Below are 20317 nucleotides of genomic sequence, written 5' to 3'. Positions count from 1 at the left end.
AATTGGCTGTCGCGGCGCTACAATAACAGGTAGCCCGGCAGCGTTTGGTTTGAGCCCGCGGCACGATCCGCTTCGCCATCGATTGATTATGAAATTTGTTCTCCGACTTCTCAGTCTTCTGACCGTCGTTGCAGTGACCTCCCCAGCATTTGCCCAACAGGGGCGGTTCGGGGTGTTCCAGCAAAACATGTCGCGGTTCATTCCGCCGCCGCGGTCGATCAACCAGCGGCTAAAGGATGCTCAGGAAGCGATTGCTGACAAGCGTTTTAGCGACGCCGTGGTCACGCTAGGTGACCTGCTGGAAAACAATGATGCCGGCGCGGAAGACGGCACCTTGGTCGGACAGGATTTCTTTTTGGAGATCGCGGACAACGACCAGCAGCGTTTGGACAAGACGTTTTTGCGTCATTGCCGCGACTTGGTCGGTTCCTTGCCCAGCGAAGCGCGGGAAACGTATGAACTGCGCTACGGTGCGCTGGCGCGTCAGTTGTTGGACAAAGCCACCGAGACACGCGATTGGAATCGATTGCGTGATGTGCGACGGAAATACTTTCACACCCAGGCAGGCTATTACGCGTCATTGATCTTGGCACAGCGGGAGATTGATTTAGGGCACCCGTTGGCCGCATCGTTGTTGCTCGATGATGTTGTGACCAGTCCGCATGCGATCGCCGAACTCGGTCAGCAAGTGCGTGTGATGCATGCCGTGGCCAGCCGTTTGGCGGGCCGTCCGCTGCCCAAAGATCTAGACACGATCGATGCCACGATCCGCGTTGGCAAGGAGCGAGATTCGCACGAGGTCAGCGATTGGCGCGGCTGGATTGATGACCATTACACGTTTTCCCAAACCGACACGATCAGTCGGTCGGCAGATTATCTATTGATGGGTGGTGATCCATCACGCAACGAGACGATGGATGGGCAGTTGCCCTTGTCCACACCGCGTTGGATGGTGGAAACCACTGCAACGCCGCTGGAAGACCAGCAACTGCGACAAAAGAGTGATGAATTGGCCGCCAGCGGACGTCTGGTGCCGCCCAGTTGGACCCCGATTCGAGTCGGTGGCCAGTTGCTGATGCGGACCACGGACCGCTTGCAGGGCGTCGACTATCGGACTGGCAAACGGGTCTGGCAACATCCGTGGTATCAAACCGATGTGTCCGAACCCAGCGAAGAGACGTTGTCCATTCAGGGCCTAGCGGTCGACGAAGCGGAAGATCGACTGGGACGCCAGGTTTGGAACGATTTCCCCTATGGTCAAATCACCAGCGACGGCCAGCGTGTGTTCGTGCTCGATGATTTGTCACCGATTCAAGTCTTGCGGATGACGCCGCTGATGGGGATCCGTAACACGCAATCGGTCGATGGCAGCCGCAACACACTGGTCGCATTGGAATTAGCAACCGAAGGCAAAACGTTATGGCGATTGGGGCAGAACCCCACGGTCGAAAGCGAATTGAACGAAGCCTTCTTTCTGGGCGCTCCGATTGCGGTGGATGGTTCGTTGTATGGCATGGTCGAATTGGCCGGCGACATCATCTTGGTTTGTCTGGACCCGGCGACGGGTCAGTTGCGATGGCAACAGCAACTGGTCGCGCTGGAAGGGATCGGAATTCAGTACGACGCCATTCGTCGCATTTCGGGTGCTACGCCCAGCTATCACGACGGCGTACTGATCTGTCCGACCGGTGCGGGGGCAACCATTGCAATCGATTTGGCCGACCGCACGCTGCGCTGGGGGAATTCCTATCAACGCCGTTCCTATGGCAATTCGATGGCCACGTTTTCACGCAGTCGCCAATCGGACGACGAACTGTCACAGCGATGGCACAATTCAGCGGCGATCACCAGCGGACTGGCCGTGTTGGTGACGCCAGTGGCGACCGATAATTTGTTTTGTTTCGATCTGGTTGACGGTAAGAAACGATTTAGCAAACCGCGTCAAGCAGCGTTTTACGTAGCCGGCATCCGTGACGGGTTACTATTGATGGTGTCGGCACGCGAAGTCGTCGGTTACGACATGGAAAACGGACGACTCAGTTGGCGCAGTGATCAACGGTTGTTGCCGCCTGGCCAACAGATCGTCGGTCGCGGCGTGTTCGGGCCCGGATATTTCATCGTGCCGACATCCGGAAATGAGTTGGTCAAGATCGCACTCACCGACGGCACGCTGCTCGAGCGGCGCACGACACGTTATCCATTGGGGAATCTGATCGCGATTGATGGCGAGATTATTTCTCAAAGTCCGACCAAGTTGGCTGTGGCGATGGGAACGCGAACACTGGGGCCACGCGTCGAACGGATGTTGGCCGAAGACCCGGACAACTTAGATGCATTGATCCAAAAGGCACTGTTGTTAAGCGAACAGGGAAATCGCCAGGAAGCCCTTGAGGTATTGTCCCGAGCCCGTGCGATTGACCCCGACAGTGACGATGTGTTGGTGCTGTCGATCGCATCGATGCTGGGTGTATTGCGCGAAGATCCTTCACCACCGCCAGGGTTGGAACAGGAACTCGATGCATTGATCGATACTCCCGCACAACGGTTGGAGTTTCTGGCGTTAAGGATTCAATCGGCGCTACGAAACGAATCGGTCAAAGATGCCACGGAACGGTTGTTGGAATTCACTAGCGTGATGGTCGATGTGACGTTGCTGGGCACCGAGGACGAAACCATCTTGCGAGACCCGTCACGCGACTGCAGTCTGAACAGTTGGGCCAGCGCGCGGGCGGCTGAGATCATGCAAATGGCGACTCAGCAGGACCAATTGCCGCTGGTTCAACAAATCTTGCAATCGCATTTAGAATCGAAACGGCTGGGCGCGACGCGTTTGCTGCGCTCGCTTGCTCAGCAATTGTCGCCTTTGGGTGTCGATGATTTAGTGGTCTCCCTGGCGCAGCGTGAATTAGCCGAGGACGAGTTCATTGCCGCGGAACGGTTGCTGTTGGGACCGCTGCGGACATCGTCGGTGCTGAACCAATCCGCGCTGCAGCTGTCGCCAGCACGCACCGAGATGTTGGCGCAGGTCTATGCCAATGGGATGCTCGGTCCCGATGCGCTCCGGTTGGTCGACACCTTGCGCGGCGCGAGTGAAACAGCTCCGGATGATGTTTCGGACCAGACGCAGACGGCGCAACTTGATGCGATTGCCGAATTGGCGGATCGCTCGATCGAGCCTGGCGCAGCGCCCTTGGATCTGGATGCCAATGTGACGTTGAACTGGGTGTCTCAGGCATTGCCGGGGACAGCGCGTTCGGCGATCTCGCAGCGCGTGGTGGAACCGACGCTCGAAGGCGGTAACAGTTTTGACGGTTGGGCGGTCATCAATAGCAATGAATCGGTTGCAATGCGGCAACCGCTTGGTGGAACGTTGCGATTGCCGTTGGACGAATTTCCCTCGCGATCGTCTTCCGACCGCAAGGCGTCGGTGTCGGGTGGAGTGATGATTTTGGAACGTCCGGGGCGTGTTTCGGCGATCGACTTATTTGCGATGCGATCCAATCTTGGTGCCGAGGCACTGATGTGGTCACGTGATTTTGGTTCCGACGGTGCAACCGTGACCACTCGCAAGGGACACACGACCGCGTTTGGAGACACTCGGTTTTCCTACCCGACCAATTCCAGCGCCGCGAATGTGATGGGTGAATTTCGTGTCGGTCCGATCCTGGGGGATCGATTGATCGTGCTGCAGTCCGGTGATCTGTTGGCAATTGACCTGACCAATAACGAAACGATGTGGCGTAATTCGAGTGCTCCTCCACTGGGCAGCATGGTTGCCGATCGTGGGCGCGTGGCGGTCGTTTCCTATCGTTCGGGAATCGTTTCCGAAGTCAACACGTTTGACCTATTGGACGGTCGCAAGATTGAAAGCATGCCCTGGGACTATGGAACCGTCTGGACCACCAGCGGCAAACATGTTTTGGCCTATCAGGAAACCGACAATGGGTCATCGGCGATCGTCCGATTGGTCGATCCGTTGGCTCAGCAAGATGACCAGCGCGTGGTGCTAGAGATCGAATCGCTGATTAGCCAACCACGCATCGGCAATGTCGGTCGTGCAATGGGACGCATTTTGCAAGACCGATACTTGGTGTTGATGGACACCGGTGGCCGACTGGTGATTTGGGATCTGTTGCATGGGACTGAGTTGTGTCGCCACGAAACCGGCGCGATGCCGGAACTGGAATCGATGAATGCGATGTGGATGGACGGCCAAATCGTGGTCTTGCCGGCGAACCCGCCAGCCACGGGGCGTGACAAGTTATTGGTCCAGCATGGTGACGTGCATCGTCCCTGTCACAAATTGATCGCTGTTTCCACCGACAGCGGCCAGATCAACTGGGAACGAGACTTTGAAACGCCATGGGGCGTCACGATCACGCAACCCGCTGGTTCACCGGTACTGATCTTGGCTCGATCGAAAACGACCTACACCGTGCGCTCACCAACGCCGTACATGGATGTGGCGCTGATCCGAATGACCGATGGCAAAACGATCCACGAGGAACTGGAGCATGAAGTGGCACCACGCTCGGCCGGACTGACCACGATCCAAGTTGCTCAGCCCGCATTGGGACGCGTCTTGGCCCGCATCGACGGCGAAGTGCTGACCTATGAGTTCGGTGGCGAACCGGTGACCCAACCCTAAACGCCGAGTTCAGGCGTTACACCGAGTGTCGCTGGCGAAAAGTTATTCATTCCGACTCCAGCGCCGTAGCTGAACCGGCCACGGTTCAGACTCCCCAGCAACCCCGCCCGTCACCGCCCCAGCGTTCCGTCGGGGACATAGCACTACCAGTAGCAGCGACAGCCAATGCTTGCATTCCCCAGGCATTGACTCGTCGGTTCCGTCGGGGACATAGCATTACCAGTAGCAGCGACAGCAAATGCTTGTATTTCCCGAGGCATCGATTCGTCGGCGGAAGTGCTCTGTCCCCCCGGTATTTCGCTACGCCAACGGCGTTCCATAGCTTAGCCCGGGGTCACTGTCGAGCCTGCTGGAGGCAGGTTCGACAGGAACCCCGGGTCAACAGGCCACCGTTTTCCCCCTGTCGGGATTCGGCGGCGACGCCGCCGAATCCCGACAGGGGGAACGCGTTTTCGGTGCTCGCAACCTAGGGTTGCGGTTTGCTCGCTGCGCTCGCACAACCTGACCCTAGGCTAAGTTGTATCACGCCGCTGGCGTTAAGTCGGGACATGCCGTTTCGCCGCTGGCGTTCCCGTCGGGGACATAGCACTACCAGTAGCAGCGACAGCAAATGCTTGTATTTCCCGAGGCATCGACTCGTCGGCGGAAGTGCTCTGTCCCCCCGGTATTTCTCGTCGGCGGAAGTGCTCTGTCCCCCTGGTATTTCCTCGGATCGCTGGCTCGCAGATCATCCGGAGAACAAGTGGGAGATCGACGAGATCCGGCGAAAAGAACGGGATCGCAAAGACCGTCGGCGCCGCCGAAACCGTCTCCGCCGCAAACGCGGCTAACCGATCGAGTTCCCGACCGCAAGATGCGGTTCAACGAACGCTCACCCCGTCGGGGACATAGCGTTCCGTTGGGGACATAGCATTGCCAGTCGCAGCGACAGCCGATGCTTGCATTTCCCGAGACATCGATTCATCCGTGAAAGTGCTCTGTCCCCTGGCATCTCCTGTAGCTGAACCGGCCGCGGTTCAGACTCCGCAGCAACCCCCCCCGTCGCCGCCCCAGCGTTCCGTCAGGGACATAGCATTGCCAGTCGCAGCGGCAGCCGATGCTTGTATTTCCCGAGGCATCGACTCGTCGGCGGAAGTGCTCTGTCCCCCCGGTATTTCGCTACGCCAACGGCGTTCAATAGCTTAGCCCGGGGTCACTGTCGAGCCTGCTGGAGGCAGGTTCGACAGGAACCCCGGGTCAACAGGTCACCGTTTTCCCCCTGTCGGGATTCGGCGGCGAAGCCGCCGAATCCCGACGGGGGGAACGCGTTTTCGGTGCTCGCAACCTAGGGTTGCGGTTTGCTCGCTGCGCTCGCACAACCTGACCCTAGGCTAAGTTGTATCACGCCGCTGGCGTTAAGTCGGGACATGCCGTTCCGTCGGGGACATAGCATTACCAGTAGCGGCGTTTCGTCGGGGACATAGCATTGCCAGTCGCAGCGGCAGCCGATGCTTGCATTTCCCGAGACATCGATTCATCCGGAAAGTGCTCTGTCCCCCTGGCACTTTCGCTTTCCCCCTGGCACTTTCGTTTGAAGTTGCGCTTTTGCGTGGGGCATTGGTTTTTGGTAACCCGAAGCGTGAGCGAGGGATCCCGTTAACACCCTAAATCCCTCGCTCACGCCTCGGGTTGTGATGAAACGCGCAACTTCAAAGCTCACGCGTGGGGTTGTGATGAAACGCGCAACTTCAACACTTAGGGGCTCGGTGGTTCAACCAGACCGCGATAGGGCATCGGACCCAGGTTCTCAGATTGGCTGCCGGCGGATCGATAGCTCGCCGGGGTCACGATCGTTCCGCTGACCGGACCAATGGTTGTCAGGTCGACCACGTTGTTGGCACCTTGAGGAATCACAAACAGATTCGGGTCTCCGCTCAGAATCTGGTTGACTGCGTACGTTCCCACGTCGATCTGCAGTTCTAGCGGAGGTCCACTCGCCGGGTTGAGTATCAGTTTGACGTTGTGCGGCAGCGAGCACTGTTGGTCGACATAGTACTGGTGGTTCCAGGCATGGCTTTCGGCAATCGTGGCACCCGATGGTGAATACAAGAATTGGTCGGTCACATGGCCTTTCTGCGCATCGACATAGCAGACCTGCTGGTAGGTTCCCGATGGCATCGGCACTGTGCTGCGCAGTTCCAGTTTTCCATCGGGCCGCATCACAGGGCCTTGTACGACGTTGGCGGCGTCCAGTTGTGTTAGCCCCAGCGAACCCATCACCCAAGTCGGGTCGACGGGCAAAATGGCTCGCTGAAGTTGTTGGCGATATTGTTCGTGATGGGCAAAATACAGCGTGCGGCCCATTCCTTCGGGGACTTCGAACCAGAACAACGCATCGTTGCTGCCCATATCCAGTCCCGATCCCATCACAATCGGTAGGCTGGCCCGCAAGCGAAATTCACGTTCTTTGCGCAATGCCAGTGTCGCCGAGAGTTTTGGCAGCGCGGGCATCGACAGCACGTCGACCGTGGCACTGTTACTGGACAATTCTCGAATAGCCGACGTGCGATTCACCGCGGCAACGACATCGACCAACGCCGGGGTCGCCCCTAGCACAGGCGGTGGTGGGGGCAGAGCCATCACCGGTTCACGCCGCGCGCACGTCGCTCCGCCGGAAACAAATCCAACACTGCAGATCAAAATCCACGTCAGCGCTCGCATCGTTGCGAATTGAGATTTCATCAATGGTCCGACTCCCCTTCGATTTCGCTGGCTTCGCAAAACAGTAGTTCGTTCAACGATTCATTCAGCGACTGTGCTTCGGCTTTGGCAATGCGGCATTCCATGACACTGATGGTCGTCCCATCAGCGACGACTTCCACGTGCATCCATTTGATCGGCGGCTGGTCCGAGTCCACCGGTTCGGGGAGTTCTGGTAGGTCGAGCGGCGCATCGGTCAACGTCACGAATCGACGACGCAATAAGATCAGCGCCAACAGGTAGCGTGTTTTGGCGCGTTCGGGCATGTCTTCCATCTGCCGCAACAGATCGATCAACACCTCGCGCGGTGCCAGTACCAGTTTCTTGTCGCCGGCGACCGGCATACGGCATTTCCAGTGACCAAGGCTGCCTTCCGGCGGGCCTTCCCAGCCAGCTGCACTGTAGTCGCGGCGCTCATAATCGTCGTCTTTCAGGACAACGACGGAGTAGTACCACTCGCCTTCTTTCAGCGGTCGTTTTTCGGCGTAACACTTGCGGCTACATCGGTTTACTTTGAATTCACCCAGCATAGAGGGGGTTGTAGCAAAGCCCGACGCTCAGCCGAAAGACGATTTGGTTGTCCTGGCGGCAGCGTCGCAAACCCGCCATTTGTCGCCAAAATCACATCCGCCCCAAATTTGCGTCCTAAGTCTTATCGGGGATTCAGCTTCCCGTAAGCTAAACTGGGGTACAAACGCTGCCCAACAGCGTTCAAACATCGATTGGGTTGCTTCTCTACTTTCTGTTCAGGCGTGCGTTGATGTTGTCGCAATTGCTAGTTTCCTGGTCTGGCTGCCTTTGGCGGGGGACAATCATTCGGGCCGTCATGGTTGCATTGGTCGGAGGGGGGCTGATTGCCACTCCAGTTGTCGCGCAGCGCCCAAACAAGAACAAGCCAAAGAAGCCCGCAGCGCCAAAAATTCGATTGCCGGAAAGCGTTCGGAACACGCCGTCGCATTTGATGGACATCCAACCCGTGTCGGCCAGTCGCCGCACGGAGTTGGAATTGGCCGCCGCCGAGCTCGACAATCTGATCGAGTCCAAACTGACCGAACTGGGGCAGACACCCAACGCCCTTTCCAGCGACGAAGTGTTTTTGCGTCGTATCTATTTGGATGTCGCCGGGCGAATCCCCACGCTGGCAGAGGCAAAAACGTTTCTCGAGTCGAACAACCCTGACAAGCGAGTCGAGTTGATCGACCAGTTGCTGAGCAGCCCGGACTACGTCAGCAACACCTACAACTTTTGGGCCGACACGCTGCGGTTGCGCGAGCGACCACAACCCAACATCGTGCTGGATCCGTTCTTGGCGTATGTCAAAGATGCGATTCGCACCAACATGCCGTACGACCAATGGGTCTACGAAATGTTAACGGCCGAAGGCAAGGTGTGGGAGAATCCGGCAACGGGATTTCAATTGCGTGACGATGGCATGCCATTGCCCTATGTGGACAACACCGTCCGTGTGTTCCTGGGGACGCAGATCGGCTGTGCACAATGCCATGACCATCCGTTTGATCAATGGTCCCAGTACCAATTCTATGAACTGGCGGCTTACACGGCCGGGACGCGAACACGGATCAAGAAGGGCGACCCGGGTTTCACCAAAGGCAACCCGGCAAACGAATTGATCAACGAGGCGAAAAAACACTACGACAAAGGTCGAGTGCCAGGCGCATTTCAACGCATGGTCCGCGCCAACACGTACAACGTTTCGGAGGTCAAAACAAATCTGCGATTGCCGCACGACTACGCCTATGACGATGCCAAACCGAAATCGGTGGTCGAGCCAGCGGTGCTATGGGGCGAGGTGCCGACTAAGTCCAAACAGGCATCACCGCGGCATCAATTTGCCGCTTGGCTGACCAGCGAGGACAACCAACAGTTCAGCAATACAATCGTCAATCGGCTTTGGAAGCGATTCTTGGGAGTCGGGTTGGTTGAACCGATCGATGATTTTCGTGACGAGCACCCGTGTGCCAATGAACCGGCGATGGCGATGATGGGCAAAGAATTGGTCCGCTCGGGTTACAACCTACGCGATCTGACACGAATCATTCTGTACTCGCAAACCTACCAGCGATCCGCATCGGATTATCAGCTGACCAGTGGCGAGCCCTATTACTTTCCCGGCCCGATCGTGCGGCGAATGACGGCCGAACAGGTTTGGGATTCGATGTTGACGTTGGCGGTTCGCAACTCGATGCCCTTTCAACGTCCCGGCGCAGACCAGTTGAAACCGTATCTGGATGTCGACTTTTCCACGCTGACGTTTGACCAGGCCAAATCGCAGTCTGAAGAATTTGCCAAGACCTATTTCTTGGCGGCTTACAATCGATCGCTGAACCAACATGCCTATCAAGGCAACGTGTTGTGTCGCGCCAGCGAGTTGCCGGCGCCTCAAAAACCGGATCACTTCCTGCGCCAGTTCGGTCAAAGTGATCGGGAAACGATCGATGGTTCCGAAACCGAAGCCACGGTGCCACAGATCTTGGCCATGTTCAATGGCCCGATCACCCATGTGATGTTGGAGCCCGGGTCGGCCATCGTGGACGACGTGTTGGCGATTGAACAAACGCGAGATCGTGTCGAAGCCATTTTTCTAAGCGTCTTGGCCAGGCGACCGGCGAGCAAAGACCGCCTGTTGGCTGCCAAAGAGCTTTCACGGATGACCAATGACAACGTCGGCTACGGCAACATCATCTGGGCATTGCTGAATACCCGCGAGTTTCTTTTCATCCAGTAAGGATTCCAGTATGTCACTTCCTGAAATGAGCAACGAAAACCGACGCGGGTTCATGCGCTCGGTTGCCAAAGAATGTCTGGGCGTGTCGTTCGCCGGTGCCATCGGATCCGGTTCGATGCTGTCGCTCGGCGAAGCCAAGGCCGCCGAAGTCGCCAACGGCAAAGCGAAACATGTGATCTATCTGTTCATGGAAGGCGCGATGACGCACCTGGACACGTTCGATCCGAAATCCGGTGTGGAAGAAGCCGGTGAAACCAAACCGATTCAAACCCGCGTCCCCGGCATCGCCTACGGTGACCGTTTTCCAAAGCTCGCCTACCTTGCCGGCGCAATTTCTGTGGTGCGTTCGCTGAGCACCGAGACCGGCGCGCACGAGAAAGGCCAGTACCTGATGCGGACCGCCTACAAGAAACTCAACAGCATCCAGCATCCCGGAATGGGCGGCTGGATGTTGTCCGAACAGGGGCGATTGAACCGCGAGTTGCCAGGAAACTATGTGATCGGTGCCGCCAACCGGCATCCGGGAGCGGGGTTCTTGCCCCCTGCTCTGTCGCCGGTACCCGTGGCCAATGCCAGCGCTGGGATTCAATACATCACGTTGCCGAAATACTTGCCCGACGAGATGTTTGAACGCCGGCTGATGCTGGCCAGCAAGTTCGACAGCGCTTTTCAGACGGGGCATCGGTCGAATACAAAAATCGAAGCCTACAACCAGCTTTATCACGAAGCTCGGAATCTGATGGGCAGCGACTACTTGAAGGTGTTTGACATCAAACAGGAACCGGAAGCGGTGCGCGAGGCCTATGGCAACAACTCGCTGGGCCAAGGTTGTTTATTGGCTCGACGATTGGTTCAAGGTGGTGCCCGATTCGTCGAAGTCACCTATGGCGGTTGGGACATGCACCAAGACCTGTATGGCCGTTTGGATGAACGTGCCAGCCAACTTGATACCGCACTCGGTATTCTATTAAAGGACTTGCATCGCAGTGGTTTGTTAGACGAAACACTGGTCGTGCTGACAACAGAGTTCGGCCGCAAGCCGGCGCTGAACGTCAACGCCGGTCGCGACCATCACCCCGGTGCATTTTGTTCGCTGTTAATGGGGGCCGGTATCAAGGGCGGCCAAGTCTACGGCGCCAGTGACAAGACAGGATTTTCGGTGGCAAAAGATCATGTGTCGGTCAGCGATTTCAACAAGACCATCGCTGCCGCAGCCGGTTTGCCACTGAATAAAGAACAGATTGCCCCCAACGGTCGCCCGTTCAAAATCGGCGGCGACGGCGATCCGATCCAAGCACTACTGGCATAAAAACTCGTTGCGGTTGGCCGCACACTGTTGGAGTTCAACCTTCAGCCTGTCCCATCCACAGGCTCAATGTCGTGGATCGCTCCGTCGATCCAACGTCCGCCTGGATGCCTGGCTATTTCGATTCCATGTTGTCATTGCGAGCACCGCCAACAGGCCACTGATCGTCGCGTACATCGGTTGATGCCATGGGCCGAGCGATTGGACCAATAGCACCAAGAGTGGACCGGTGATGACGACGGCAACCGTCCAGCCGCACGAGGCCGAGGCAATCCGATGTCCGGTGGTCAGCCGAACCGCTGCATACGCCAAGCTGGGCAGAATCAGCAAGTAGGCGCCTCCCGGCAAGACGATTGCCAGAATCAATCCCAGCAAGCCATTGAGACACCAAATCCAATCGCTGCCGACGTCGCCAGAATCTGTCGCTGTAGCGGACGATCCGCGTTGTCGTTCCAAGATCCATGTCGCGACTAAGAAAGAAATGGCCAGCGTCAGCAATCCGGCTGGTAGATCGACAGGGGTGTATCGCAGTTGAACCCATGGCGTTGTTGCAAGAATGAAGTGGGCGGCCCATCCCACCAGACTGCCACCGACAATCGCGATTAGATTCTTCAGCATGGTCCCCGCGAACATCCCGAACCACTGCGGCCGTCGGTATCGTATCAGGCATCCAGCCAGCAGCGCCGCAGCACAGATCGCTAAAATCAATTGATTGGTTTCACTGAAGTGGATCACGACACTGCCGAACAGGTCGAAAAAGACGGCGTTGGCGGGATGTTGTTGGTTCTGTTGTCTGATTTTCTGGGCCTGTTCCGCATCGATTGCATCAAACGCTTGATGCATGCGGAACAAATGATCGCCCATGTGTTGTAGTGTCCGATCGCTTATGTTTTCTGGACGGTCGCTGGGTTGATGGTAGTGGTGCGCGCTACCGATGGTTGCGAAATTGAATCCGGCCCATCCCAGCTTGCCTTGAAAGACATGGAAATCCGTTGCGTTGGGCAGCGAACGATAGACGGTGACCGCCAGCGATGAAGTGATCTTGGGCCGAGCCAGGTGATTGACCAGAGCACCGATCCAAGCGTTGTTCATGGTGGCGGTTTCGAACATCGGCACACCACCACTGGTTCCGCGGGCATCGAAATTCAGAACGAAAAATGGATCTCGAAAGGGGCGCGGATTTTCTGCCGCGATCGCATTCGCCCCCAACAATCCAAACTCTTCGCCATCGGTAAACAGGTAGTGCACCGTCCTTTGTGGCTGTCGCAGCGACAGAATACGAATGTGTTCAACCAGCGCAACCACAGCCGAACCGGCATCTCCGGCACCGGGTCCCCAGCGACAGGAATCGTGGTGGGTGGCAACCAGCAGCGGTGCCAGGGAGGGATCGCGGCCAGAGATCGTCACCAGCAGGTTGTTCAGCAGGCTTCCTTTTGGCAGCAGATCAATCTGGCCGGTTGGAAAGTACTCGATGGTCGCCGGGTCCCAAGGGATCTCGATCCGCTGCGTTGCAAGACCGAACGATTGAATCTTGGTTTCCAGACGTTTTAGAAAAGCCTCGCCGCCGGCGGTGCCAGTGACGTGCGATTGCGGTGGAGTCCCCAACAGGTCGACCAACGTCTGCCGCATGCGCGCGGCCGCGGGTTGATGTGGCGGCGCATCGATTCCCAGTGGAGTGGGACCGCGATATTGAAACCACCCGTAGCCGATCGAGAGAAACAAGGCGAGTGTTGCCAATCCGATCGAAACACTCGTCTTCATCGAACAAACCCCAGGGTGTGTTTGTGATTGATATGCCCGGGTGCGGCAGAACGAAGGGTGCTGAGTGCGCTTTGATCGCAAGTGCGACGCGTTAGGTTTGAAGTTACGCTTTCGCGTCAGGCATTGGTTTTTGGTAACCCGACGCGTCAGCGAGGGATCCCGTTAACACCCTGAATCACTCGCTGACGCGTCGGGTTGTGATAAAGCTGTAACTTCAATCATTCATCCCCGATCACTCGCGATTTAGGAAGCGTTTGCGTTTGCTTTGGCTTCCAAACCGGCTTTCAGCGTGTCGATGATTTCGTCGACGTCATAGATGCATCCGCCCCACGCACCACCGCCGACTTGTTGCAGAGCCGCCCACAATCGAGTGTCATCGGGCATCTCCGATTCGACGGTCAACTGTGGATGCGGCGTGCGCTGTGAAAGCAGCTGATCGGCAGGCACGCCGTCGATCGATTCGATCAATTCCACACGTCCGTCCAGACTGTTGCGATCAATTTCAATTTCGATCACATCACCATCGCGTACCTTTGCGATCGGACCACCGGCCAACGCTTCTGGTCCGACATGCCCGATACAGGCACCGGTACTGACGCCGGAAAATCTGGCGTCGGTGATCAAGGCAACATGCTTGCCATCGGACAGGTATTTCAGCGCTGACGTGATTTGATAGGTTTCTTCCATTCCACACCCCAGGGGGCCACGTCCGATCAAGACGAGGATGTCGCCGGCGACGATCGGTGGCCCCAGTTGGCCTTTGATCGCTGCGATCGCATCTCGTTCACTGGTGAAGACGCGGGCAGGACCGCGTTTGCGATAGACGCCGTCTTGGTCGATGACCGAGGGATCGATCGCCGTTGCCTTGATCACCGATCCTTCGGGACACAGATTTCCGACCGGAAAACTAACCGTCGGCGTCAAACCTTTGGCAGCCGCTTGGCTGGGCGGAACGATCACATCATCCGGATCCACCCCATCGGACTCGTGTAGTCGATCACGACAAAACTGACGACGGTCGCTGGATTTCCATTGGTCTAGGATTTGGTCCCAGGTCATTCCCGTCACCGTCCGCGCTGAGGATTTTAACAATCCCAGTTCACGCAGATGCCATGCGACTTCGGGAACACCGCCGGCCAAGAAGAATCGAATCGTCGGATGACCGGCTGGACCATTGGGCAAGCAATCTACAAATCGCGGCACCGATTGATTGATGGCTCGAAACGCATCGGCGTCCGGTCGTTTCAGACCGGCTGCGGCGGCGATGGCGGGGATATGCAACAACAGGTTCGTGCTGCCGCCGACCGCGGCGTGAATCAGCATCGCGTTGTATAGTGAATCGTCGGTCAGGACATCACCAAGTGTGACACCATTGGCAACCATTTCGATCGCCACGTCAGCGGCATCGCGTGCCATTTGTGTCCAGATGGGGCCGCCGCTTGGACCCAGTGCGGCGTGAGGCACGGTCATGCCCAATGCCTCGGCAACGACTTGGCTGGTCGCCGCGGTGCCGAGGAACTGACAACCGCCGCCGGGAGTCCCGCAGGCGCGGCAGCCTTCCAGTGAAGCTGCTTCTAACGACATTTCGCCACGGGTGTAGCGGACGCCGATCGATTGGACTTTGCCAGCGTCTTCGCCCACGGTTGCCGGCAACGTGACTCCGCCAGGCACTAGCACGCTGGGCAAATCTTTGGCACCGGCCAGTGCCATCATCATCGCCGGCAATCCTTTGTCACAGGTAGCGATTCCGATGACGGCTTTGCGGCGCGGCAGGGAGCGGATCAATCGACGAAACACAATCGCTGCATCGTTGCGATAGGGCAGCGAATCGAACATGCCGCGGGTGCCTTGGCTGCGACCATCACAGGGGTCACTGCAGTAGGCCGAGAACGGCACCGCCCCGCGCTCGGTCAATTGTTCGGCCGCGGCGCGAACCAGCAATCCGATTTCCCAGTGCCCGGTGTGATACCCCAGCGCCAACGGCGTGCCGTCGTTCTCGCGCAGTCCGCCTTGGGTACTGAGAATCAGATATTGATCGCCCAACACGCGGCGGGGATCAAATCCCATCCCCACACTTTGCGTCAAACCAAAGATGTCGCCGGATGACCAGGTCCGCAAGATTTCATCGGTCAGTGGCAGCGTCCCCGCCGGCCCGTCCGCATGGGTGACCAGTGCGTCGGGATCAGCGGGCGTGTCGAAAAAAGATGGCACGAAGTGAAACGGGGGGGAAGGAGGGCGTGGGAAAGGTCGGCTACAGTTTGACGGTGACGGTTTTCGATTCGGTGTAAGGTTTCAGTCCCTCTTCACCGAGCTCCCGCCCATAGCCACTCATCTTGAATCCGCCGAACGGCGCGGCGGCATCAAACACGTCATAGCAATTGACCCAGATCGTGCCGGCGCGAACACGGGCGGCAAATTCATGGGCATTGGAGATGTCACGCGTCCAAACCGCGGCCGCCAATCCATAAAACGTATTGTTGGCGCGGCGGATCATATCCTCTTTGTCGTCAAACGTCAGCACGCTCATCACCGGACCAAAGATTTCATCGGTGGCGATCGCCATGTCATCGCTGACGCCGGAAAAGATCGTCGGTTCGATAAAGAAACCTTTGTCGCCGACTCGATTTCCACCGGCAACACAATTGGCACCTTCGGATTTGCCTTTGTCGATATACGACATGATCTTGTCGAACTGTGCCCGGTCGACCTGGGGACCTTGCTCGGTATCGGCGGCGAACGGATCACCGACTTTTCGTTTTAATGTCAACGCGGTTAGTTTTTCGATGAATTCGTCGTGGCGGTCTTTTTGTACAAACACACGACTGCCGGCACAGCAGCATTGGCCTTGGTTTAAGAACAGCCCGATATAAGCGCCTTGAACGGCGGCATCCAAATCAGCATCGTTGAAGACCACGTTGGGACTTTTTCCACCGAGTTCAAACGTCAATCGTTTCAACGTGTCGGCGGAATCACGGGTGATGATTTGTGCGGTGCGATGTTCACCGGTGAATGCGATCTTGTCGATCAGCGGGTGTTTCACACAAGCGGCTCCGGCGGTGGGGCCAAACCCAGGAACGATGTTGATCACGCCATCGGGAAATCCGACTTCTTTCGCCAACTGGGCCATCCGCAAACAGGTCAGCGGCGTTTGTTCGGCGGGCTTCATCACAATCGTGCAGCCGGCTGCTAAAGCGGGCCCCCATTTCCAGGCCAACATCAACAGCGGGAAATTCCAGGGGATAATTTGCCCGGCAACCCCGATCGGTTCACGGCGGGTGTAGCACAAGTAATTGCCGCGGATCGGAATGGTGCTGCCGTGCAATTTGTCCGCATAACCGGCGTAGTAACGGATGGCGTCGATGGCCAACGGCAGGTCGGCTGCCAGACTGTCGCCGAGTGGTTTGCCATTGTCGAGCGTTTCCAGTGCTGCCAATGCATGAATTTCTTGCTCCATCCGATCGGCCAACTTGTACATCAGGCGGCCGCGATCGCGGGCGTCCATCTGCGGCCAATCCCCTGACTCAAATGCCTTGTGCGCCGCTTTGGCAGCAGCATCGACGTCCGCCGCGTCGCCTTCGGCAATCTGTGCGATCTCCTGCTCAGTCGCCGGGTTGATAGTGGCAAAGGTCTTGCCACTGACTGCGGGAACCCATTTGCCATCAATAAAACATTCGGTGTGCTGGACCTTCACTTCGCTGGCCGATTTGGGTGCGGTTGAAAGCGTGGTACTCATTGCGACCTCGTGCGGATTATCAAACAGTTGGGGAATGTTGGGATGTGCGAGCGGGGGAAGCAGGGATCCTAATCTTGTTGTAACGGATCACATCCGTCGGGTGGGAAAGGAACTGGTATTGACCCCGTTCGATCGAGCATTTTAGGGTTGCCAATGCCAGAGGCCAGAAGACGATCAAAGCGACCTGTTGTGCTAGTTGCAACGATTTTTCCGAATTTTAATCGAGTCGGCCTGTGGCGATCGCCGATCAACCGTGTCGGTGCGCGAAAATCTAATTGTCGACAAAAGGCTGCAAGGATGCAGAAACGAACAAAATTACAGCAACAGTTGTTGGCCGCTGGATGTGTGACCCTCGTGGTTGCCTCGTCGGGCTGTCGCAGTGCGATGCCGAAATGGAATCTGTTCAGCAGTCGCAGCGCCCCGTCGGCCGAAACGCTTGCCGGCAATGGACCGACCACGACCTACCCTGCGCCACCGAGTGAGTCCGCGACACCGATGGCGATCGCATCGAATGTCGGTGGGACCGCGGGAACACCCGATCCAGCTGCGATCGCAGCAACCCGGCCCAGTTCCAACGGGCCGGTCACCGGGTTTGATATTGCGCGGACGTCCGCCTCGGAGCCTGCTGCCAGTGGCATGAACCCGGCTGCTGCCCAGGCAAATGGGTACAACATCGCGGCGAGTCGGCCGGCAACGATGGGAACCACCGGCAGTTTGGCCGGGTACAGCAAACCAACCGGTGCTGCGGCAGACGGAAACGCCAGCGTGCCAGCGGTGCCGGCGGGATACCAATTCGGAACCAAATCGACAGCACCCATGGCTCCACCACCCGCATCGGTATCCAGCAATAGCGCTGGCGGATACTCGCTGCCGACGTCTTATCCAGTGCCCAGCACCACGGCAAGCGAATCCCTCGCCGCCTCAAGCGCGAGCTCCGGTTACGCCATGCCGTCAACCGCATCGTCCGCTGCGCCAACCAGTCCGTCCGGTTCAGCCGGTGGTTTCTCATTGCCGGAATCGATGCTGTCCAGCGGTTCGCCGTCGGCCTCGGTGCCCACCAATCCGCAACCCTTTACACCCAAGGTCACCTCGCCGACCGAAGCGTCGCTGCCGCCGGTGACAACCGAAGCCAAAACGGTTTCGACCGGGGCGTCTAGTCCATCCTTTTCAACTGCCAGCGCGGCGTTGACGCCACGTACCAGTGCGGCGAGCCAAAGCGCCGGGGGCGGCTATGCACCCGGAAGTACCTCGGGAGCAAGCTCCTATCCGGTCAGCGGTGGTTTCCCCAGCACGGGCACCGACGGAAGTTTCTATCGCTAACAAATAGGTTTGACCGATGGCTTTGATCCTCTCGCTCGCTGCGATTTTCACCGCGGCGACTTTACCGGCCAGCCATCGTTCGCCCAGCACCACGCGGGCCAAAGTCGACCTCGTCGAGTTAAACCACTTTCTAGACGATCATGGCCGCGAAGTGTTCCGCCAAGTCGTCTTCTATGACTGGTCGCGGCGCAATCGCCAATTCGAAGTCCGAGCGTGGCGGTTGATCAAAGATCCCTCACAATTGCCGCGCCGTCAGTTCGGTGGCGATGGCTATTTGATTCGTTGGCAAGACAAGTCTAACACGCGTGAAGTGATCGCCGGAGCGATGCGCGAGACATGGAGTCAGCAGGACCCGGAACGAGTCAATCGAAAACTGTTGCCGGAGAGTCAACGGCGTCCGCTGTGGAGTCAGGATTGAACCGCGTTGAGGGGCTTCATCGGAACCCTCGCTGACGCATTTTGAAGCTGCGCTTTTATCACAACCCGACGCGTTAGCGAGGGATTTAGAGTGTGAATGGGATCCCTCGCTGACGCTTCGGGTTACCAAAAACCAATGCTCCACGCGAATGCGCAACTTCGAAACTGACGCGTCGGGCTACTAAAAACCAACGCCTTACGCGCAAGCGCAACTTCAAGAGTTAGAAGCGCCGGCCTTCAGCGAGAGACCGGCTACAGAAAAGACGTGCGACACGCTGAAGCGTGAACTCCAGCGTTGACTGTCGTCTCTCATTCAGCCTTCGACATCGATGCCCATGCTGCGGGCGGTGCCTTCGATCATCAGCACGGCTTGGTCCATGCTGCGCGCGTTCAGGTCAGCCATTTTTTTGGTCGCGATTTCTTCGCACTGGGCACGGGTCACGGTGGCGACCTTGTTGGTGTGCGGCACACCGCTGCCTTTGGCGATTCCGGCGGCTTGCTTCAGTAGCGATGCTGCGGGTGGGCTTTTGGTGATGAAATCGAAACTTCGGTCGTTGTAGACCGTGACAATCACCGGAATCGGGGTGCCATTGTATTCTTTGGTGCGGTCGTTGAATGCTTGGACGAACTGGCCCAAGTTAACGCCGAATTTACCGAGCGATGTACCGACCGGGGGTGCCGGGGTTGCTTGGCCGCCGGGGACTTGAAACTTTGCTTGTCCAGTGACTTGTTTTGCCATGATCTTGAAAACGCTTTTCTCGCTGTGACGTCTCGCTGACCCGTTTTCAATCCGCTTTCGTGAAGCGTTGATCGTTTGGTGACGGGGCGAGTGTTAGGGTCGGCAGCAATAAGGGAAAGGGAGATTGAAAGTGGATGGATTGAAACGCGGTGACTACACCGGTTCGACTTGCCAATGGTCGAGTTCCATGGGAACGCTGCGACCAAAGATATTGATGATCACGGTGATTCGGCCGTTTGCCTCGTCAACCGCATCGACGTCGCCTTCTTGGTTCTCGAAGTTTCCTTCCTTGACGCGAACACGATCTCCGACTTTGAAGGGGATCGCAGTTTTGATCGGTGCTTCTTCTTCGTCTTCGGCGACCGGTCGGTTGATGAATCGTTCAACATCTAGCGGGTCCATCGGCATCGGTTTTCCGGCCGACCCGGTGAAATCGCTGATCCCGCCGGTCTCGCGGACCAAGAACCAGGTGTCATCGTTGATGGCCATCCGGGCCATGATGTAACCGGGCAACAGTTTCCGTTTGCTGATTCGTTTTTTGCCGTCACGAGTGAACGTGGCAACGTCTTCACTGGGCACGACGACTTGGTCGAAGAATTCTTCCATGCCTTCCATGACGATCTTTTTGCGCAGAGCGTCGGCGATGGAATCTTCGCGGTTGAAGGCGACCTTGAGGATGTACCAATCCATTTCGACATTCACGCCGATGCCATTGTCATCGTCGTCGTCATCGCTATCGAGAAAGACTTCGCCGGTCGATTCGGTCACTGGGCTGTCCTGCACCGTTTCGCCGTCGATGGACCCTTCGCCGGCAATCACTTCGTTCGACTCGTCGATCGATTCGGTCTCGTCGGGAGTAGCGGATTTAGGGTCGTCAGTCATTGGGAGGTCGTAGAGATCGGCGTTGA

General features: G+C 57.4%; 12 protein-coding genes. 5 read left to right on the top strand and 7 right to left on the bottom strand.

Translation table 11 applies throughout. From position 1 onward, the window contains the following. The first annotated feature begins 88 nt into the window (after nt 1-88). Nucleotides 89-4648 carry an outer membrane protein assembly factor BamB family protein gene (locus NHH03_RS00680; protein WP_253153703.1) on the top strand — a complete coding sequence of 1520 codons (4560 nt, stop codon included), beginning with the start codon at nt 89-91 and terminating at the stop codon, nt 4646-4648. 1734 nt (nt 4649-6382) lie between these two features. On the opposite strand, the gene NHH03_RS00675 is transcribed toward NHH03_RS00680, so the two are convergent. Continuing rightward, nucleotides 6383-7369 carry a hypothetical protein gene (locus tag NHH03_RS00675; protein ID WP_253153702.1) on the bottom strand — a complete coding sequence of 329 codons (987 nt, stop codon included), beginning with the start codon at nt 7367-7369 and terminating at the stop codon, nt 6383-6385. Continuing rightward, nucleotides 7369-7917 (bottom strand): hypothetical protein, encoded by a 549-nt coding sequence (locus tag NHH03_RS00670; RefSeq protein ID WP_253153700.1) that lies wholly within the window; start codon nt 7915-7917, stop codon nt 7369-7371. The genes NHH03_RS00675 and NHH03_RS00670 overlap by 1 nt, the downstream gene beginning before the upstream one ends. A gap of 431 nt (nt 7918-8348) precedes the next feature. Between NHH03_RS00670 and NHH03_RS00665 the strand changes: the two genes are divergently transcribed. Both NHH03_RS00665 and NHH03_RS00660 read left to right on the top strand, forming a co-directional pair. Continuing rightward, entirely contained in the window at nt 8349-10133 is a 1785-nt protein-coding gene (locus NHH03_RS00665; RefSeq protein ID WP_253153699.1) for a DUF1549 and DUF1553 domain-containing protein, read from the top strand. A gap of 10 nt (nt 10134-10143) precedes the next feature. Then, complete coding sequence (locus NHH03_RS00660) at nt 10144-11442, top strand: DUF1501 domain-containing protein (RefSeq protein WP_253153698.1); 1299 nt, start codon at nt 10144-10146, stop codon at nt 11440-11442. 63 nt (nt 11443-11505) lie between these two features. Here NHH03_RS00660 and NHH03_RS00655 read toward each other — a convergent pair whose 3' ends face one another. The 3 genes from NHH03_RS00655 to NHH03_RS00645 form a co-directional block, all read right to left on the bottom strand. After that, nucleotides 11506-13200: a M28 family peptidase gene (locus NHH03_RS00655; RefSeq protein WP_253153696.1), complete on the bottom strand. Its 1695-nt coding sequence runs from the start codon at nt 13198-13200 to the stop codon at nt 11506-11508. Between the two features lie 243 nt (nt 13201-13443). After that, nucleotides 13444-15411 carry a YjhG/YagF family D-xylonate dehydratase gene (locus NHH03_RS00650; protein ID WP_253153695.1) on the bottom strand — a complete coding sequence of 656 codons (1968 nt, stop codon included), beginning with the start codon at nt 15409-15411 and terminating at the stop codon, nt 13444-13446. Between the two features lie 40 nt (nt 15412-15451). Then, nucleotides 15452-16933: an aldehyde dehydrogenase family protein gene (locus NHH03_RS00645; protein ID WP_253153693.1), complete on the bottom strand. Its 1482-nt coding sequence runs from the start codon at nt 16931-16933 to the stop codon at nt 15452-15454. Nucleotides 16934-17230: 297 nt separating this feature from the next. Here NHH03_RS00645 and NHH03_RS00640 point away from each other — a divergent pair, with 297 nt between their 5' ends. Beyond that, nucleotides 17231-18253 carry a hypothetical protein gene (locus tag NHH03_RS00640; protein WP_253153692.1) on the top strand — a complete coding sequence of 341 codons (1023 nt, stop codon included), beginning with the start codon at nt 17231-17233 and terminating at the stop codon, nt 18251-18253. A gap of 16 nt (nt 18254-18269) precedes the next feature. Beyond that, nucleotides 18270-18671 carry a hypothetical protein gene (locus NHH03_RS00635; RefSeq protein WP_253153690.1) on the top strand — a complete coding sequence of 134 codons (402 nt, stop codon included), beginning with the start codon at nt 18270-18272 and terminating at the stop codon, nt 18669-18671. Nucleotides 18672-18983: 312 nt separating this feature from the next. Here the strand turns inward: NHH03_RS00635 and rplK are convergent, their stop codons facing one another. Both rplK and nusG read right to left on the bottom strand, forming a co-directional pair. Continuing rightward, entirely contained in the window at nt 18984-19409 is a 426-nt protein-coding gene (rplK, locus tag NHH03_RS00630) for a 50S ribosomal protein L11 (protein WP_253153689.1), read from the bottom strand. Between the two features lie 153 nt (nt 19410-19562). Next, nucleotides 19563-20291, bottom strand: coding sequence for a transcription termination/antitermination protein NusG (gene nusG, locus NHH03_RS00625; RefSeq protein ID WP_253153688.1), 729 nt, complete (start codon nt 20289-20291; stop codon nt 19563-19565). Nucleotides 20292-20317: the final 26 nt, after the last annotated feature.

It is taken from the genome of Stieleria tagensis, from assembly GCF_024129865.1.
GTDB classification, from domain to species: Bacteria; Planctomycetota; Planctomycetia; order Pirellulales; family Pirellulaceae; genus Stieleria; species Stieleria tagensis.
Note: the sequence above shows the minus strand (reverse complement) of the source record. Positions and strands in the feature narration are given on the sequence as shown.